12 protein-coding genes are annotated in these 16,180 nt (G+C 46.1%); 8 read left to right on the top strand and 4 right to left on the bottom strand.

Annotation, left to right across the window (positions count from 1 at the left end):
- The first annotated feature begins 45 nt into the window (after nucleotides 1–45).
- The gene (locus ACUUJN_RS14345) at nucleotides 46–2,394 is read left to right on the top strand and encodes a type IA DNA topoisomerase (RefSeq protein WP_068942618.1); all 2,349 of its coding nucleotides are present in this window, start codon (nucleotides 46–48) and stop codon (nucleotides 2,392–2,394) included.
- Between the two features lie 69 nt (nucleotides 2,395–2,463).
- Here the strand turns inward: ACUUJN_RS14345 and ACUUJN_RS14340 are convergent, their stop codons facing one another.
- The gene (locus tag ACUUJN_RS14340; RefSeq protein WP_068942617.1) at nucleotides 2,464–3,228 is read right to left on the bottom strand and encodes an HAD family hydrolase; all 765 of its coding nucleotides are present in this window, start codon (nucleotides 3,226–3,228) and stop codon (nucleotides 2,464–2,466) included.
- 66 nt (nucleotides 3,229–3,294) lie between these two features.
- A complete protein-coding gene (locus tag ACUUJN_RS14335; protein ID WP_023988964.1) occupies nucleotides 3,295–4,212 on the bottom strand; it encodes a hypothetical protein in 918 nt (305 codons plus the stop codon).
- Nucleotides 4,213–4,649: 437 nt separating this feature from the next.
- On the opposite strand from ACUUJN_RS14335, the gene ACUUJN_RS14330 reads away from it, so the two are divergent.
- The 5 genes from ACUUJN_RS14330 to ACUUJN_RS14310 all read left to right on the top strand — a co-directional run bounded on the left by ACUUJN_RS14330 (nucleotide 4,650) and on the right by ACUUJN_RS14310 (nucleotide 10,073).
- Nucleotides 4,650–5,807: an MFS transporter gene (locus ACUUJN_RS14330; protein ID WP_023988963.1), complete on the top strand. Its 1,158-nt coding sequence runs from the start codon at nucleotides 4,650–4,652 to the stop codon at nucleotides 5,805–5,807.
- Between the two features lie 82 nt (nucleotides 5,808–5,889).
- Nucleotides 5,890–6,615 carry a phosphonate ABC transporter ATP-binding protein gene (locus tag ACUUJN_RS14325; protein ID WP_023988962.1) on the top strand — a complete coding sequence of 242 codons (726 nt, stop codon included), beginning with the start codon at nucleotides 5,890–5,892 and terminating at the stop codon, nucleotides 6,613–6,615.
- Complete coding sequence (locus ACUUJN_RS14320) at nucleotides 6,612–7,946, top strand: hypothetical protein (protein ID WP_023988961.1); 1,335 nt, start codon at nucleotides 6,612–6,614, stop codon at nucleotides 7,944–7,946. Before ACUUJN_RS14325 ends, ACUUJN_RS14320 begins: the two co-directional genes overlap by 4 nt.
- A gap of 1 nt (nucleotide 7,947) precedes the next feature.
- Complete coding sequence (locus ACUUJN_RS14315; protein ID WP_023988960.1) at nucleotides 7,948–8,646, top strand: response regulator transcription factor; 699 nt, start codon at nucleotides 7,948–7,950, stop codon at nucleotides 8,644–8,646.
- A complete protein-coding gene (locus ACUUJN_RS14310; protein WP_023988959.1) occupies nucleotides 8,643–10,073 on the top strand; it encodes a sensor histidine kinase in 1,431 nt (476 codons plus the stop codon). Before ACUUJN_RS14315 ends, ACUUJN_RS14310 begins: the two co-directional genes overlap by 4 nt.
- 79 nt (nucleotides 10,074–10,152) lie before the next feature.
- Here ACUUJN_RS14310 and ACUUJN_RS14305 read toward each other — a convergent pair whose 3' ends face one another.
- Nucleotides 10,153–11,379, bottom strand: coding sequence for a glucose-1-phosphate adenylyltransferase (locus ACUUJN_RS14305; RefSeq protein ID WP_023988958.1), 1,227 nt, complete (start codon nucleotides 11,377–11,379; stop codon nucleotides 10,153–10,155).
- Nucleotides 11,380–11,615: 236 nt separating this feature from the next.
- Here ACUUJN_RS14305 and glgB point away from each other — a divergent pair, with 236 nt between their 5' ends.
- Nucleotides 11,616–13,538 (top strand): 1,4-alpha-glucan branching protein GlgB, encoded by a 1,923-nt coding sequence (gene glgB / locus ACUUJN_RS14300; RefSeq protein WP_068942610.1) that lies wholly within the window; start codon nucleotides 11,616–11,618, stop codon nucleotides 13,536–13,538.
- Nucleotides 13,539–13,559: 21 nt separating this feature from the next.
- Nucleotides 13,560–15,002 (top strand): glycogen synthase GlgA, encoded by a 1,443-nt coding sequence (gene glgA, locus ACUUJN_RS14295; RefSeq protein ID WP_068942608.1) that lies wholly within the window; start codon nucleotides 13,560–13,562, stop codon nucleotides 15,000–15,002.
- A gap of 88 nt (nucleotides 15,003–15,090) precedes the next feature.
- Here glgA and ACUUJN_RS14290 read toward each other — a convergent pair whose 3' ends face one another.
- Nucleotides 15,091–16,161 carry a glycine-rich domain-containing protein gene (locus tag ACUUJN_RS14290; protein WP_068942605.1) on the bottom strand — a complete coding sequence of 357 codons (1,071 nt, stop codon included), beginning with the start codon at nucleotides 16,159–16,161 and terminating at the stop codon, nucleotides 15,091–15,093.
- Nucleotides 16,162–16,180 lie beyond the last annotated feature (19 nt).

Raw genomic sequence — 16,180 nt, 5'->3', positions numbered from 1 at the left:
TCATGGAGGAGAAACAGAAGGCCGTCAGGAAGGAATGGAGTATGAATGAAGACGTTGATTATTGCTGAGAAACCAGATATGGGACGGACGATTGCCGCTGTTATGGAGCCGCGGGCTAAAAATAACCGTACCTATTTGGAAGGTGAGAAATACATTGTAACCTGGGCGATCGGACATTTGTTGGGTTTGGCTGAGCCGGATGCATACGATGATAAGTACAAACGATGGAATATTAAGGATCTTCCTATTATCCCTGAGCAGTTCAAAATTGTACCGAATCCGAAAACAAAAGATCAGCTGAAAATGATTGGTGAACTGGCTAAACGCTGCAATGCCATCGTAAATGCTTGTGATGCTGGACGGGAAGGGCAATATATTTTTGCGTTGATTCAGCAGCAATTGAAGTTGCATCAGCCAGTTAAGCGGCTGTGGATTTCAGATTTGACAGCGGAAAGTATTGCGACAGGCTTTGAACGATTGCGAGATGCTTCGGAGTTTGAATTTCTGACTCAAGCTGCGCGGGCACGAAGTGAAGCGGACTGGCTGATCGGAATGAATGCTTCCAGAGCGTTCACAACACGACATAACACACTGCTGTCGGTAGGACGGGTGCAGACTCCCGTGCTGGCACTGATTCATGACCGGGAAAAGGAAATTGAGGCATTTCAGTCTCAAACTTTCTATGATGTATGGGCTGAATTTAAGCAAGATCAGATCAAGTACAAAGGTGCGTGGCAGGGGGATCGGTTGACGAAGCCAGAGGAAGCTGAAGCGATCGCTGCGGCCGTTCGTGGAAAAACAGGTAAAATCATCAAATATGATACTAAGCAGACAAAAGAGTATCCTTTTAAATTGTACGATTTAACGCTGCTTCAACGCGAGGCGAATGCCAAGTACGGTTATTCGGCCAAAAAAACACTGGATGTGGCACAAGCGCTTTATGAGCGTCACAAGGTCATTTCCTATCCGCGTACCAATTCTAACTATGTGACAGAGCAAAATATAGACGGCATGCACAAGGCACTACGGATGCTGGGGACAGGTCCTTATGCTGATCTGGTACAACAAGCCAACCCCAATTTGGTCCATAAACAGAATAAATCGGTCTGCAATCCATCTCGTGTTGAGGATCACCATGCTATTCTGCCGACGTTAAAAAGGCCAGGAACGCTAAGCAAGGAGGAGCAAAATGTATATGACCTGGTTATTCGCAGGTTTTTGTCACATTTTTTCCCACCTGCTGAATACAAAATGCATACCGTAATGACACAGGTGGACAAGCATCTGTTTAAAACAAATATCAAAGAGCTTCTTTCCTTGGGATGGAAAGTGGTTTTGAGTAAGGCTGATCAGGATAAAGGTAAAAAGAGCAAATCACCGAAAAAAGAGGATGAAGAGGAAACGGACGAGTGGACGGATAAGAAGTTTGAGATTGATGCGGGGCGTCCCGTGGATTGTGTTCGGGCCGAGATGAAAGAAAAGGCGACTCAGCCCCCTAAAAGCTACACGGAGGGTACATTGCTTAAGGCGATGGAAAGCGCGGGCAAACAGATGGAGAATGAGGAATTGCGTGAGGTCATGAAGGACGCCGGTTTAGGCACACCTGCGACGCGGGCCGCCACAATTGAACGATTGAAAAAGGTTGGCTATATTGAAATGAAGGGCAAAAAGATTCTTATTACGGAAAAGGGAAAGATGGCTATTGACCTGATCCGTCATGCTGGGGTTGATCTATTAGCCTCGCCGGAGATGACTGGTCAATGGGAACGTCGTCTACACCAAATTTCCAAAGGAGAGGCGGCTCAAGAGAAGTTTATGGATAACGTTAAAAGATTTACGTTGTCCATCATTGACAAGGTGAGGCAGCAGCCACCGGCTCCGGCAAATGCCTTTGGCGAGGAAGCAAGGGGAAAGCGTGCAGCTGGAAAAGAAGGCGCACGTAATGCACGCGCGAGTGGAGGCACCGCCGCTAAAGGGGTGGGGCGTGCTACATCAGGACGCGGTGGAAGCGCAACGCTGGAGCAGGCAGCAGCACCAGCAAGTCGTGCTGCGGGAACAGCGGGTTCCGCTGCACGCAGCTCCTCCGAAGGAGCCTCAGGCTTTTCGGTGAGCCAAAGGCAAGCTTTGGGTAGCTGCCCACGCTCTAATTGCGGCGGAAGCATTATAGAAGGCCGCAAAGGGTATGGGTGCAGCCACTACAAGCAGGGTTGTGGCTTTGTCGTCTGGAAGGAATATGCTGGAAAGCAGATTACCGGAACGATGCTCAAATCTCTGTTGACGAAGGGACAGACGCAATTGTTGTCTTTTAAGCGTAAAGATGGATCGACCGTCAAAGCGCGAATTGTTCTGAATGAACCAGGTACAGGACAACTTAGCGTTCGAGAGGAATCCTGAGACAGGGTTTAGACCACCATTTTGGCTGAATCAAAGGTTGAATAACATTTTAAAAACAAAAAAGGGACCCTATCCGAGGGTCCTTTTTTGTTGATGCAATTGTATGCTTTCGTGGATAACTCGTGGTACTTCCGTTAGCTTCTGTATCGTATACATCACGGAGTTCACGTTTTTTTGCAATTCAACCATATTGTAAATCCATTCCTTAGGCTGCTTGAGATACACAGCATGAATACCTGCGGCAAGGGCTGGAGATACATCAGTGCGCAGAGAATTCCCGATCATCCAGGTGATGCTTCGGTCCAAGCCATTCATCTGGATGATTTCTTCCAGTGCTTCGACATTTTTATGCTGGCGAATGTAGATGCGCTCATTAAAGTAGGTAGCCAGTTTCATTTGTTCAATCTTTCTTTCTTGAATGATCTGCTCACCCCCAGTATAAAGATGGAGGGAATGCCCTGCTTTTTGGAGGGAGTTCAACGTTTCGACCATGCCTGGATACGGTTCGATTTCCTGTTCGTACACACTTCGGCCAAGAGAGCGAAGCTCCTGCTCTTCCCGAAAATCGAGACGGCGTCCGAATTGTTCCGAGAAAAATTGGTACGTATCTATCAGAGATTGTGGAAAATGCTCGCTGGCAAAGCCCACTTGATGAACTCCAGCCACATCAATTTCGATTTGTTTTTCACGAATCGTATTTTTCGTTAGATTATGAGTTGCAAACCATTCCTGAAGCAAATCAAAAAAGTGGTTGAGGATAAGGTCAAAATACTTGTTGCAGTGGACTAAGGTGTCATCAAGATCAAATAAAATGTGCTGCTTCGGATACGACATGATGCATACTCCTTCCAAGCCAAAGCTTTAACGCTGCTTTGGTTATAACTAAAAGTACAATTCAAATTACAATCCAATATAGGATTCCAAAAATACCTGTAAATCAGCCGCGCCATCGGGACGGATGCTGAATTTTTCCTTATGATAACGTCCGATGTGAATACGGAGCAGACCAGCCACTCGTAAAATCATCATATCAGACATGAGTGTATCTTCCAAACGGCTCAAATCATGGCGCATATCTTCGAGAGACTTAGGACCTTGAGCTACATAACGCAGAATTCGCAGCCGCTGCGGATCATTGACCGCACGAGTGAGCCGTAGCAGAAGCGTAGGCGGTTCTTCCTCGCTCTCCTCGGGAATATCTACTGGATACTGGATCAGCAGTGTGCGGGTATAAAAACAGTATGAATTAATCGGGCGATTATGGACAACCGGAAATAGGACTACTGTATCCAGGTCTTCCATGTGTGGCACGACTAGTCCAGCTGTCGCATACTCAACCAGTGCTTCTGGTTCCATTTTACTCAGTAGCATGCGCTTTTCCGCAGCGTCTTCTTCTGCCAACACACGTAGTTCGCCTTCCAAGGCCCGAAAATAATCACGATCCCACAGTTTGAGGAGTGGTGCGTATACCTTACGAATGCGTAAAGATTCTTCAAAGGTTAAAAAAGGGATATGCGGAACGAGCAGCTCAAACATATCTTTATCCGGACCGTGGTCCAAATAAGAGATATAATCAGATATTTCATCCGATTCCGGTCGAAGTAACGCCCAGGCATAGAGTGCGTCATAATCGCTAAAAGGGCAATCCTGAGCTGTAGCAAGCTCAGTACGAACTTCATGTTGTAGTCGTGCATCCACCTTGTCGATCCATTCATGGCCCAAGTCCATATCTTGGACCCACTTTTTAGTCACATAGGCCATGAAGCTGCCGAGCAATTCATAAATTGGAGAAGTGTCTATTTTAATTTGATAACTCATGGAACCCAATGCCTCCTATTCTGTCTTCTAGCCCAGAGCGGTGAACGTAATTAAGCCCGTCCATAAGCAAAACATGAGCATTTTAATAATTGCTCACTTATTTATTATGGCTTGTTCTGCCAGGGATTGTCCACTATAATATGAAATAGTGCGTTGTGACGTGAATGGGTTCGGATTGAACATACGAGGCTCCTTAACCAAAGGAGTCGGATACATACCAGACAAGCTCTTTCCGTAAAATCGTCATCTCAGATGGCGATTTTTTTCTTCTATTCTTTAATACACTAATTACACCTGAATTTGTATGTGTTTGTCGGTTTTGCAGGACGGTATGGAATACATAGTGATAAGAATTATTATTGATTATGGAATCAAATGCAAATCATTTCTTAACATTAATTTTAATTATTTTATTTGTTCGATCAGGAGGAGCTAGGATGTCGTCGTCGTTACGGGTTCATTATTTTATTTTAATTGCTGTTATTATTGTTGCTGGATTATGCCAAGGTTTATTATTACCTATTCTGTCTATCTCGTTGGAACAAATGGGAGTTTCATCTTCACTAAACGGAATGAATGCGGCTGCCCTGTATATTGGCTCATTCGCAATGACGTTGGTGGCAGAACGGACATTGGGCTTGTTAGGGTTCAAAAAGCTGATGGCCGGAGGGCTTGTGCTAGTGCTCATTACGCTGCTGTTGTTCCCGCTAATCCCTGATATTCGGGTATGGTTCGTACTGCGTCTGCTAGTAGGTATTGGTGACAGTGCACTGCACTACTCTGCGCAGCTATGGATATTGCTGGTGACTCCAGCAGAGAAGCGAGGCCGCAACATTTCCTTTTATGGTATGTCATACGGTCTGGGTTTTGCATTAGGACCATTGGGATTATGGCTACTCGATTATGGAATGCTGGTTCCATTCGCTGCGTTGGCCTTATTGTGCTTGCTTGTCTTGCTGTTGGTGTTAATTAAGCTGCCGGACTCCAGACCGGAGAAGCTGGAGTCCGAGGCACGTCCCACTCAAAGATTTCGTCGCAGTTACAGCTGGGCATGGTACGCTCTTTTGCCAGCATTTCTATACGGCTATATGGAAGCGAGCCTGAACAGTAACTTTCCAGTCTATGGCCTACGTATTGGCTTTCATACCGATGAAATCGCCGCCTTGCTGCCGTTCGTCAGTTTGGGAGGGTTAGTGCTGCAGCTACCGCTAGGGATACTGAGTGACCGTTGGGGACGTAAAAAGGTGCTAATGAGCGTAGGTATAGCAGGGGGAATAACCTTTATGTTGCTACCATGGAGCGGTAATCATTTTATGTTCACTTTGATATTGCTGACCCTAGCAGGTGGTTTAGTAGGCTCCTTTTTCTCCCTCGGTTTGGCCTATGCCGCTGATCTGCTGCCCAAATCATTTTTAGCAGCCGCGAATGTACTGGCATCCTTTCACTTTAATCTGGGAAGTGTGATCGGACCTAATATTAGCGGAGGATTGCTGGACTATGGAACTCAAGGCAGCATGTTTCTTGTCCTTGGAGGTAGTTACGTTGTTTTCGGATTGTTAGGTCTGTTTTCCAGAAAAAGAGTACCTGCGGTTTAAAACTGCGGTTTGCATGGTATTTGTTTCACATTTACTATAAAATATAAACAGTATTGATGGCGCGCAAAGGGGAATCACTTAGATGATTAAAATTCGGAAGCTGACCAAGCAAGTGGGGCCTGAACGGACCCAGCTACTTCGAGGAATTGATGCTGAAATTCATCAGGGCGAATTCATTGCCATAGTAGGGCCAAGTGGAAGCGGCAAAACGACGCTGCTTCGCTGTCTTGCTTTACTAGAGCCATGGGATGAAGGCAGTTTAATTGTAGGTGGCAATGATGTGCTGAAATCCGGGTGGACGGGCAAGATGAAAATAAAGCGGGAATGGGCATACCTGGAGCAAAACCCGCATCTAAATATGAATCGAACCGCTCTTAAAAATGTGCTCATTGGCAGATCCGGTCAAACTCCAATGTGGAGAATGGTGACCGGTATGGTGCGTTCCGACGATTACATGGGAGCGATGGACGTACTAGAGGATCTGGGTCTGCTGGATAAGGCGCATGATAAATGCGACAAGCTCAGCGGTGGCGAGCGGCAGCGGGTAGCGACTGCGCGTGCTCTCGTGCACGGAGCCAAAGTTATTTTAGCTGATGAGCCTGTAAATGGACTTGATCCAGCTTCGGCAGCGCATGTATTGGAGACCTTTCGCAAGCTGTGTTCTGACGAGCGGGTGACGATCATTACTGTATTGCCGCTGGAAATGGCTGAACGCTTTGCTTCCCGTATATGGGGGTTGAATGATGGTGAATTGGTGTTTGATATTCAGGGAAGACGATTGACACAAGCAGAAAAGAACAAATTGTGAAGGGGACGGCAAGAGAAGTGAAAATAATGCTGTTGAGAATGGTAGCTGGCTGCTGTTCCTTGCTGCTCCTTGCTGGATTTTTAAGCGGCTGTAATGTTATTAGCGATCCCATTTCGCTGATGGAGACACCGACGATGTCTGACGAGAAACAGCAGTTGAATGGTGCAGTGAATACGCAACTAGGGGCGGTACAGCCTTTAAGACCGAATGACCCAGATGACCCGACGCCAATTCGGACGGGTGATCTGAACAATGATGGCACAGACGAAGCAGTGCTCTTTTATGAAACGCCAGATGAGAGTGTAAAAATACATGGTGCCTTGTTTGAAGATCAGGGCGGAACGTGGGTAAAGAAGCTAACGTTTGATGGGGAAGGCACTGTGCTAGAGTCATTTAAGCTCGTGGATTTAACGAATGATGGAACACTCGATATTGTAGCGGGTTTTTCCAGTGGAGATAGTGGCGATGGCGGGGATCAGAAGGGACTCATCGTGTATTCCTATACCGGAGGAACTCTGGAGAAAATATATGCTACAGGCTATACGGACTTCGTCGTAGATGATTTTAACCATAACAAGATGGACTTGAACGGGGATAATTTGAATGATTTGACGATTATCACGCTGCGACGTAATGAATTCTTTACAGTTAAAACATTTCAATTCAGTGGGGGAACCTTTAAGGAAATCGGATCGTTGGATTTGGACAGTCAGGTCTTAGGTGTCTATAATGTCGTTGCTGGCAAGGTAGCCGAGGGTAGGCAGGGGATTGTTATAGATACCAAAATTGCCCAGACCACTACCGTCTCCAATGTCATTGTGATGGATCACGGCAAGCTCAGGAAGCTTAATCTTATGGATGTCACCTTCAAGGATGCGACCATCGCCAGTGGTGATGTGGATGGTGACGGTATTCTGGAATTTGGTAATTTGGAGAAGCCAAAAGGTTGGAGTAACAAGCCGCTGGATGAGGTTCCATATTTTGTGTCGTTCTATCAGTGGGACGGGGCGAAAGGGACGATTTTTAAGCAGCAGCAGTATCGTGATTCTAATGAACAGGTCTACTTCAGATTACCGAAAGAGCTGCATGGCAAGGTGACGATTGATCCGAAAGTTTCGAAGAAGGACAGCTATTTGCGCTTCATTTTGGATGATACAGACAAAACGATTGCGGAAATTAAATTTTTCTCGTTGTCACAATGGGAGCGAAACAACGAAGGGTATAGCCAACTGTGGCGAACGAATGCGCAGGTCATTGGCATTAAGCGATCCAGTGAGCTGGAACCGCGTAAAACTATAAAAAACAAGATGGGGGAAAGGCAGGTAGAGTAGAGTGAGTAAAGTTTTAATCATGGAAGACGAGGAATCCATTCGCAGTTTTATTGTCATTAACTTGAAACGTAACGGTTTTGAGGTGCTGGAGGCGTCGGAAGGGCATGAGGCTCTGAATATTTTGAACACGGTGCGGGATATTGATATTGCACTGCTTGACGTAATGGTACCCGGTATGGATGGTTTTGAAGTCTGTCGGAGAATCCGGGAAACGAATGAGCGCATCGGCATTATTTTTCTCACAGCGAAGGTACAGGAGCAGGATAAGGTGTATGCCTTGTCTGTAGGGGCCGATGACCATGTGAGTAAACCTTTTAGCCCGACGGAGCTGATTGCACGGATTCAATCGTTATTGCGTCGGGTGAATGTACATCGTGAAACAGCAGCCAAAGTGTCCTTCCAGTCTGGACCGTTTACGCTAGATTTGATTGCTAAGCAATTTAAGAAGAGCGGGCAGCTGATCGAGCTGACACCGACTGAGTTTTCCCTGATTCAATTTTTTCTCGAAAAAGAAAACACGCCGCTCAGCCGAGATGTTCTACTTGATCACGTATGGGGCAAGGAATATATGGGCGATCCGAAAATTGTGGATGTGAACATCCGACGTTTGCGGCAGAAAATTGAAAACAATCCATCTGAGCCAGCTTTTTTACAAACAGTGTGGGGACATGGATATAAATGGAAAGGTCAGTCTCAATGATCAAAAAGGGGATTCGCCGACAGATTGTGCTTCACTATTTTTTCGTAGTGTTCTTGGCGCTTCTGTTAGTAGAAGTCATTTTTATGTTTGCACTCCGGTCGTACTATTACGATTCCATTTACAAACATATCGAAAGCCGTATCGAATCGGTAAGTGAATTTGCACCCAAATTCAAAGAGCCGGAACAGTCTTTGCAATCGTATTTGTTAAATACATTTTCTCTGCCCTTCACTGAACTGCAGTTGCTTGATGAACAGGGAAATGTAATTGATAACTCGACTAATTTTGCAGCAGATCTAAGTGTGCAAACAAGTGATGTGACACAAGCATTAGCTGGAGATACGGGCAAATGGATCGGAAAGCAACCGAGTACGGGGCAGCAGGTGATGGCGGTATCTCAAAAACTGGACAATATCGTCGGAGACCAGGTGTATGTTATTCGGTATACGACTTCGCTGGAATTGGTAAATGATAAGCTGTTTACGATTACGCTGTTTTCTCTTGGCATCATGGCAGCTGTACTGGTTATTGTATTTGTGGTCAGTACAGGGCTCGCGAATTCCATTGTTAGACCAATTAATAATATCCGCGATGTATCTGCTCAGATGGCTCAGGGGAGGTTTGATGCACGCATTGAAGGCGATTATCGCTATGAGTTGGGTGAACTGGCTTCGACTCTGAACTATATGGCACAGGAAATTGTCAGAACAAATCAAATCAAGGATGATTTTATATCATCCATATCTCATGAATTGCGTACTCCGCTTACATCTATTAAAGGTTGGAGTGAAACGTTAAATTCTGGCGGTTATGACCCGGAAGAGACGAAAATCGGGATGAAGATTATTTCTAAAGAGACGGATCGACTGATTGGCTTGGTGGAGGAAATCCTCGATTTTTCCAAGCTGGAGCAGAATGCCATGAAGCTTGTGATGGGAACGGTGGATCTACGGGAGCTTTTGCAGGAAATTATGCTGAACGTATGGGCCAAAGCAGAAATGAAGCAGATAAAACTTCAGCTGGATTCGGAGGAAACGGCATATCTCGTCCATGGAGACGGTAACCGTCTAAAACAGGTGTTTTTGAACATTGTGGACAATGCTATCAAGTTTTCGCATGAAAGCTCAATTATTTTCCTGTCTCTACAACGGATTGATGGCAATATCGAGATATCCGTACAAGATACAGGGATTGGAATTAGTGCTGAAAATCTTGCCAGAGTCAGAGACCGCTTTTTCCAGGTAGACCACCAAAACGGTGGTACTGGACTGGGATTGGCAATCTCGCAACAGTTTATCGAGCGCCATCATGGTCAGATGCTCATCAGAAGTGAACTGGGGGCTGGAACTACGATTACGGTTTCATTACCTGCTCTGCAAGCAGAGCAGTCCGTGGAACCATCACAACTTACTGAAGGACAGATTTAAAGCCTACTTATAGGTGTAATTAGAAAAACAGCCAGTCCTCTCAATCGGGAGGGCTGGCTGTTTTTAATTTGGGGGTACGTTATGAGGTAAAACCTTCGGCACGCAAGCGTGTATTGCGCTCGTAAGCTTCTTTCAGCATACGTGTAGTTTGCGGTCGTACCGCCATTTTACCAAATACCGTTTCATTGGGTCCGATGACCATAATTTCGCCCGGGTTACCTTTAATGACAGCACCATCGCGAATCACAGCACCTTCACCGATAATCGCATGTTCAATATGGACGTTACGTCCAATGCGTGTGTCAGGCATAACGATACTTTCTTTGATGGCTGATCCTTTACCTACCTCGACACCACTAAATACAACGGAGCGTTCTATTCGGCCCTCTACTTGGCAGGAATCATGCAGCAAGCTGCCCAATGGTTGTGTTTGACGGTTAGGTACCTTTTGTGCGCTCAACCTTGTGCGGCGTTCACGTGTATACATCGGCCAGTCCTTGCGTTGAAGGTCGATAGCACAATCATCCTGTAACAAATCCATGTGTGAATCCCATAGGCTTTTAACGGTACCCACGTCCTTCCAATAGCCCTGGAATTCATAAACGTACAAGGATTCTTGGTCCGCTAACATTTTAGGGATGATATCTTTACCAAAATCATGACTGGATTGAGCATCCTGTGCGTCTTCTAACAAGTAATTTCTTAAGTAATCCCATTTGAAAAGGTAAATCCCCATAGAGGCCAAATTACTTTCCGGTTTCTCCGGTTTCTCTGCAAATTCTGTGACACGCAGATCTTCATCGGCACTCATAACACCAAAACGGTGTGCTTCATCCCAAGGTACCTCCATGACAGAAATGGTAGCCGCAGCTCCTTTTTCCTTATGGTGGTTTAGCATTTCACGATAATTCATATAGTAAATATGATCACCGGATAAAATAAGCACATGCTCCGGATTTTGGCTGTCAATATATTCGATATTCTTATGAATAGCATCTGCCGTTCCTAAGTATTCAGCGTTACCTGTGTTATAAGATGGAAGCAGGGTAATTCCTTTGTCATCTGTTTTTGTAAGACCCCATGGTGTTCCATCCCCGATATGTTCGTGCAAGGATTCTGCCTCATATTGCGTCAGTACACCTACAGTATCAATGTCTGAATTTACGCAGTTACTGAGAGGAAAATCGATGATCCGGTAATGACCGCCAAAAGGTACGGCGGGTTTTGCAATCGTTGAAGTAAGGGGAGCAAGACGGCGTCCCTCTCCGCCTGCCAGCAGCATGGCAATGCATTCTTTATTAAACATTTCGTTTCCCTCCCGGTTTAGTTGTCAGTGTAGTACATACATAAACGGTATGGGGTACTCTTGAAACCATAAGGTATATAAGATTCCCCCAAAACTAAGGTTTATTTTTTTCCTAGTCATTTTTCTGTTCATTGTGGCTAGAATGGGGTAATAACTCAGGTCAGCTTTGACCCAAAAGCGAATGCATTACCGATTCATACATTTTTACCTACAAAACATATAAGGGTGGTGACGTGATGACAGACCAAACTCTTCCGCAACAGGCTATTTCATCAGAAGATATTTATTTGTTTCATGAAGGAACGCTTTATCACAGCTACCGATCTTTGGGTTCCCACCTTACTGTGGAGAACGGAGAACAGGGCGTCCGCTTTACGGTCTGGGCTCCTCATGCTCTCCATGTCGGGCTTGCTACAGATCGCAACAACTGGAATGGGGAACAGGATTCCTTATATAGGGTTCCCAAATCCGGTTTTTGGAGTCGTTTTTTTCCGGGGATATCCCAAGGAACTTTTTACAAATACGAAATTACGGGTGCAAACGGTGAACGATTTCTGAAAGCAGACCCTTACGCGGTACGTGCTGAAGTGAGACCGGCAACGGCTTCTGTGGTAGCTTCTATAGATGGTTATGCTTGGAACGATGCGATTTGGCGCCGAAAACGTAGAGCACCTTATGGAAAGCCTCTGCACATATACGAGCTTCATCTGGGCACTTGGAAGCAAAAAGAAGATGGTACGTTTTATACATACAGGGAAATAGCTGAGCTTCTTGTGCCTTATGTGACCGATATGGGGTATACACATATTGAGCTAATGCCGCTGAGTGAACATCCGTATGATCTTTCCTGGGGCTACCAGCTCACCGGATATTTTGCACTCACAAGCCGGTATGGAGAACCGCATGATTTTATGTATTTGGTGGATCGTTGCCATCAGGCGGGAATTGGAGTGCTGATGGATTGGGTCCCAGCCCATTTTGCAAAAGATGCTCATGGATTAAGGCTGTTTGACGGATCGCCCCTGTTCGAATACGCGGATCCGCTGATTGCGGAAAAGCCCGGCTGGGGAACACTGACGTTTGATTACAGCAAGCCGGAGGTGCGTTCTTTCCTGATATCTAATGCGCTATTCTGGATGGATGTGTACCATATTGACGGCCTGCGCGTAGATGCTGTGACGAGTATGCTACGACTGGATTTTGAAAAGCAGGACGGTCAATATCGTTTTAACTCTAAAGGAGGCATTGAAAATGAGGAGGCTATTGCCTTTCTTCAACAACTGAATGAAACAGTATTCCGCTATTATCCGTATGCTCTGATGATGGCAGAGGAGTCCAGTGCCTGGCCGATGGTGACTTCCCCGGTAAGCGATGGAGGACTCGGTTTTAATTACAAATGGAATATGGGCTGGATGAACGATACGCTTGATTATATCGAAACGGATTTCGATCAGAGGCCGGAGCGCCATAATTTGCTGACATTCCCCATAGCTTATGCGTACAGCGAGAATTTTACACTGCCGTTGTCGCACGATGAGGTTGTTCATGGTAAGAAGTCGTTGCTTGATAAAATGCCGGGTAGCTATGAGCAAAAATTTGCCGGGCTTCGAGCGCTTCTCGGTTACCAAATCACCTCACCGGGCAAAAAACTCTTATTTATGGGAGGGGAATTCGGCCAATTCATCGAATGGAAGGATGAGGAGCAGCTTGACTGGTTTCTGCTGGATTATGACAGTCACCGTTCGCTGCACGCTTTTACGAAAGCGCTGAATCATTTGTATATTCAGGAAAAGGCATTATGGGAACTGGATCATTCGTGGGATGGATATCAGTGGATTGAGGCGGAGGACCGTGGGCAGAGCGTAATTACGTATTTACGTAAAAGTAAAAAGCCGGGAGATACACTGGTCGTGCTTATTAACTTTCAGCCCGTGCCCAGAGAGAACTACCGAATTGGGCTGGAAAAGGCCGGGAGTTATATCGAACTGCTGAACAGTGATCATAAGGACTTTGGGGGAAGGGACCAGCTGAATACGGGAATAATACGGACCGCCCCCATCCCTTGCCACGGACAGCTTCACAGCTTGGAGGTGACCATACCACCCCTGAGCATCGTTATACTCAAGAAAGCGCCTCGGAGGCCTAAAAAAGCAGATTAAACACATAAGGAGGAAGCACATATGAACATTTTGTTTGCGGCAGCAGAAGCACATCCATTTATTAAAACAGGCGGGTTGGCTGATGTCATTGGCGCACTGCCGAAGGCACTTCGTCAGGCGGGGTGCGACGTCCGAATCATTTTACCTAAATATGCGGGGATTCCCGATACTTATAAAAAGTCTCTGCGTCCGGTAGCGGTGAAGCAAGTAGCCGTAGGCTGGCGTAATCAATATTGTGGAATAGAGGAACTGACATTAGACGGAATCAAGGTTTATTTTATTGACAATGAGTATTACTTCGGTCGTGACGGTATTTACGGTTATATGGATGATGGCGAACGTTTTTCCTTTTTTAACCGGGCGATTTTAGAAGTGCTGCCTGAACTGAACTTTCGGCCGGATATTTTGCATTGTCATGATTGGCATACGGCGATGGTTCCGCTGCTTCTGAATGCCGATTATCGACATTTGCCCTTCTACAGTGATATTCGCACGGTGTTTACGATACATAATCTGCTGTATCAGGGGGATTTTCCGTATGAGGTCTTAACTGAGCTGCTCAACCTGGATGGGAGCTATTTCACCCCCGAGGGTGTGGAGTATCATGGCAGACTGAATTTTATGAAAGGTGGGCTTACGTACTCGGATCATGTCACGACCGTGAGTCCAACCTATGCAGAGGAGATTCAAACGGAATTTTACGGATATGGGCTGGAGGGTCTGCTTCGTAAATTGGGAGATCAGGGTCGCTTAACGGGGATTGTGAACGGAATTGACACCAAAAGCTACAATCCTGCCACGGACAATCGTATTTATACGAAGTACCGAACGAATCTGACAAAGAAAAAGGAAAACAAAATTGGCCTGCAGAAGGAGCTGGGTCTGCCGGTGCGGCCAGACGTACCTATGATTGCCATGGTAACCCGGCTTGTAGATATGAAGGGGCTAGATCTGGTAACGAGAGTGCTTGACGAAATCTTGTATTATGATGATATCCAGTTTGTCGTGCTGGGAACAGGGGATCCGGCTTTTGAGCATTGGTTCCGTGAGGCAGCGGGACGCTATCCACTGAAAATGTCGGCGCAGCTCGCTTTTAGCGAACCTCTGTCACGAAAAATATATGCGGCAAGCGATATGTATCTTATGCCATCAAGGTTCGAACCTTGTGGGATCAGCCAACTGCTGGCACTTCGTTATGGAAGTATCCCTATTGTACGAGAAACAGGGGGCCTAAACGATACTGTGCAGGCTTACAATGAATCCACAGGTGAAGGAAACGGATTTAGTTTCACGAACTACAATGCACATGATATGCTGAACACCATTCGTCGTGCTGTTCATTTTTATCGCCAATCTGAGCATTGGTCGAAGCTTACACAGACGGCTTTTGCAGGAGAATATAGTTGGGATGTTTCGGCCGAAGCGTATATAGATATTTACCATTTGCTAACAAAAACGGACTGAATAGAATAGGAACACCCCAGTCATGTTAAAGAAAAAGGGAATCCCTTTAGCCAAGTTTTCTGGCTGAGGAATTCCCTTTTTGCTATGATCAGTCGCCCCCGCCACCACAGCTGCTTCCACATGAAGAGCCGCTGCTACACGAAGAATGGCTACCAGAATCGCCTGAATCATGATGAGAAGAGCCTCCATGATGAGAGCTGTCATGGGGGGAATGATGGTGCGAGTGATGCGTATCCCAGTTCGAACAGCCGCTTGCCGAGCTACAGCCGGATGAGCTAGCTAATACGGCATTACCTGTAGCATCCGGGTGCATGTGTATGGCAAATTGTTCAGGTTGATACCATGAATACCACACAACAGCTAATAACAAGTAGTCGACCTGCAAATAGTTGACCTTAGGCAATTGCTTACCCTCAGGATCATCCACCGCTTTATTCACCCGCTCGCGCAGATGTCGTACAATCTTATGAACCGCTTGTTGGGCCTGCTGTGAAATAGCTATATTCTCCTGCATATTCCAGCGGTCACCTGCTGGCTGCGCGGAAGTTGTGAGTTTGTAATAGCGCGAAAGCTCGTCGCTCGGTAATGGATGATTAAAAAAAGTTCCCCACAAACTGGCGCTATAGCGGTTCCAGCCAAAGCATTCTACATACAACCAGTCAAACCACGCCCGCTCCTCAGGCATCGGCTGAGAGCCGCCGGAATGAGGAGCATGGTGAAGCATACGACCAAAAAAAGCTTCCGAGAATTGCTGATATTCGCGCGTAAACATCAACATTTCGTGCCATAATTCATCCACATCACTACTGAACATAGGCACTCGATTCATAATCGCGCATAGCATAAAATATCGTTTTAGCTCATGCCAGCGCCAATCATATTCTTGCTCCGTCAGCTCAGGGTGGGCTTCGATTACACGACTCCTTACGCTATGAGCATAGGAGGCGGGAATGGATTGCTCCAGTAGCTGCATCAGCTCTGTAATCTCTGGATGACGCTCCTGCGCAAGGGACGAAGGGGATGGGGAGCTGAGGAAAAAAGCATTCCGGCTCCGTGTTTTTCTGTTTCCCCGGTTTCTGCGTATTGCACGGAATATAAACCAAAAAATGATGAGGATCACCACAATAAACAACGTCCAAAAGCTGCTCATACTATCCATGATGGCTGACTACTCCTTT

It is taken from the genome of Paenibacillus sp. LRG-1 (genome assembly GCF_057220305.1).
The sequence above is the reverse complement of the archived record's forward strand: the minus strand, read 5'-3'. Positions and strand labels throughout refer to the sequence as shown.

Coding starts and splice junctions, on each gene's coding strand:
- ACUUJN_RS14345 (WP_068942618.1), top strand. CDS start 46: ATGAAGACGTTGATTATTGCTGAGAAACCAGATATGGGACGGACGATT.
- ACUUJN_RS14340 (WP_068942617.1), bottom strand. CDS start 3,228: ATGTCGTATCCGAAGCAGCACATTTTATTTGATCTTGATGACACCTTA.
- ACUUJN_RS14335 (WP_023988964.1), bottom strand. CDS start 4,212: ATGAGTTATCAAATTAAAATAGACACTTCTCCAATTTATGAATTGCTC.
- ACUUJN_RS14330 (WP_023988963.1), top strand. CDS start 4,650: ATGTCGTCGTCGTTACGGGTTCATTATTTTATTTTAATTGCTGTTATT.
- ACUUJN_RS14325 (WP_023988962.1), top strand. CDS start 5,890: ATGATTAAAATTCGGAAGCTGACCAAGCAAGTGGGGCCTGAACGGACC.
- ACUUJN_RS14310 (WP_023988959.1), top strand. CDS start 8,643: ATGATCAAAAAGGGGATTCGCCGACAGATTGTGCTTCACTATTTTTTC.
- ACUUJN_RS14305 (WP_023988958.1), bottom strand. CDS start 11,379: ATGTTTAATAAAGAATGCATTGCCATGCTGCTGGCAGGCGGAGAGGGA.
- glgB (WP_068942610.1), top strand. CDS start 11,616: ATGACAGACCAAACTCTTCCGCAACAGGCTATTTCATCAGAAGATATT.
- glgA (WP_068942608.1), top strand. CDS start 13,560: ATGAACATTTTGTTTGCGGCAGCAGAAGCACATCCATTTATTAAAACA.
- ACUUJN_RS14290 (WP_068942605.1), bottom strand. CDS start 16,161: ATGGATAGTATGAGCAGCTTTTGGACGTTGTTTATTGTGGTGATCCTC.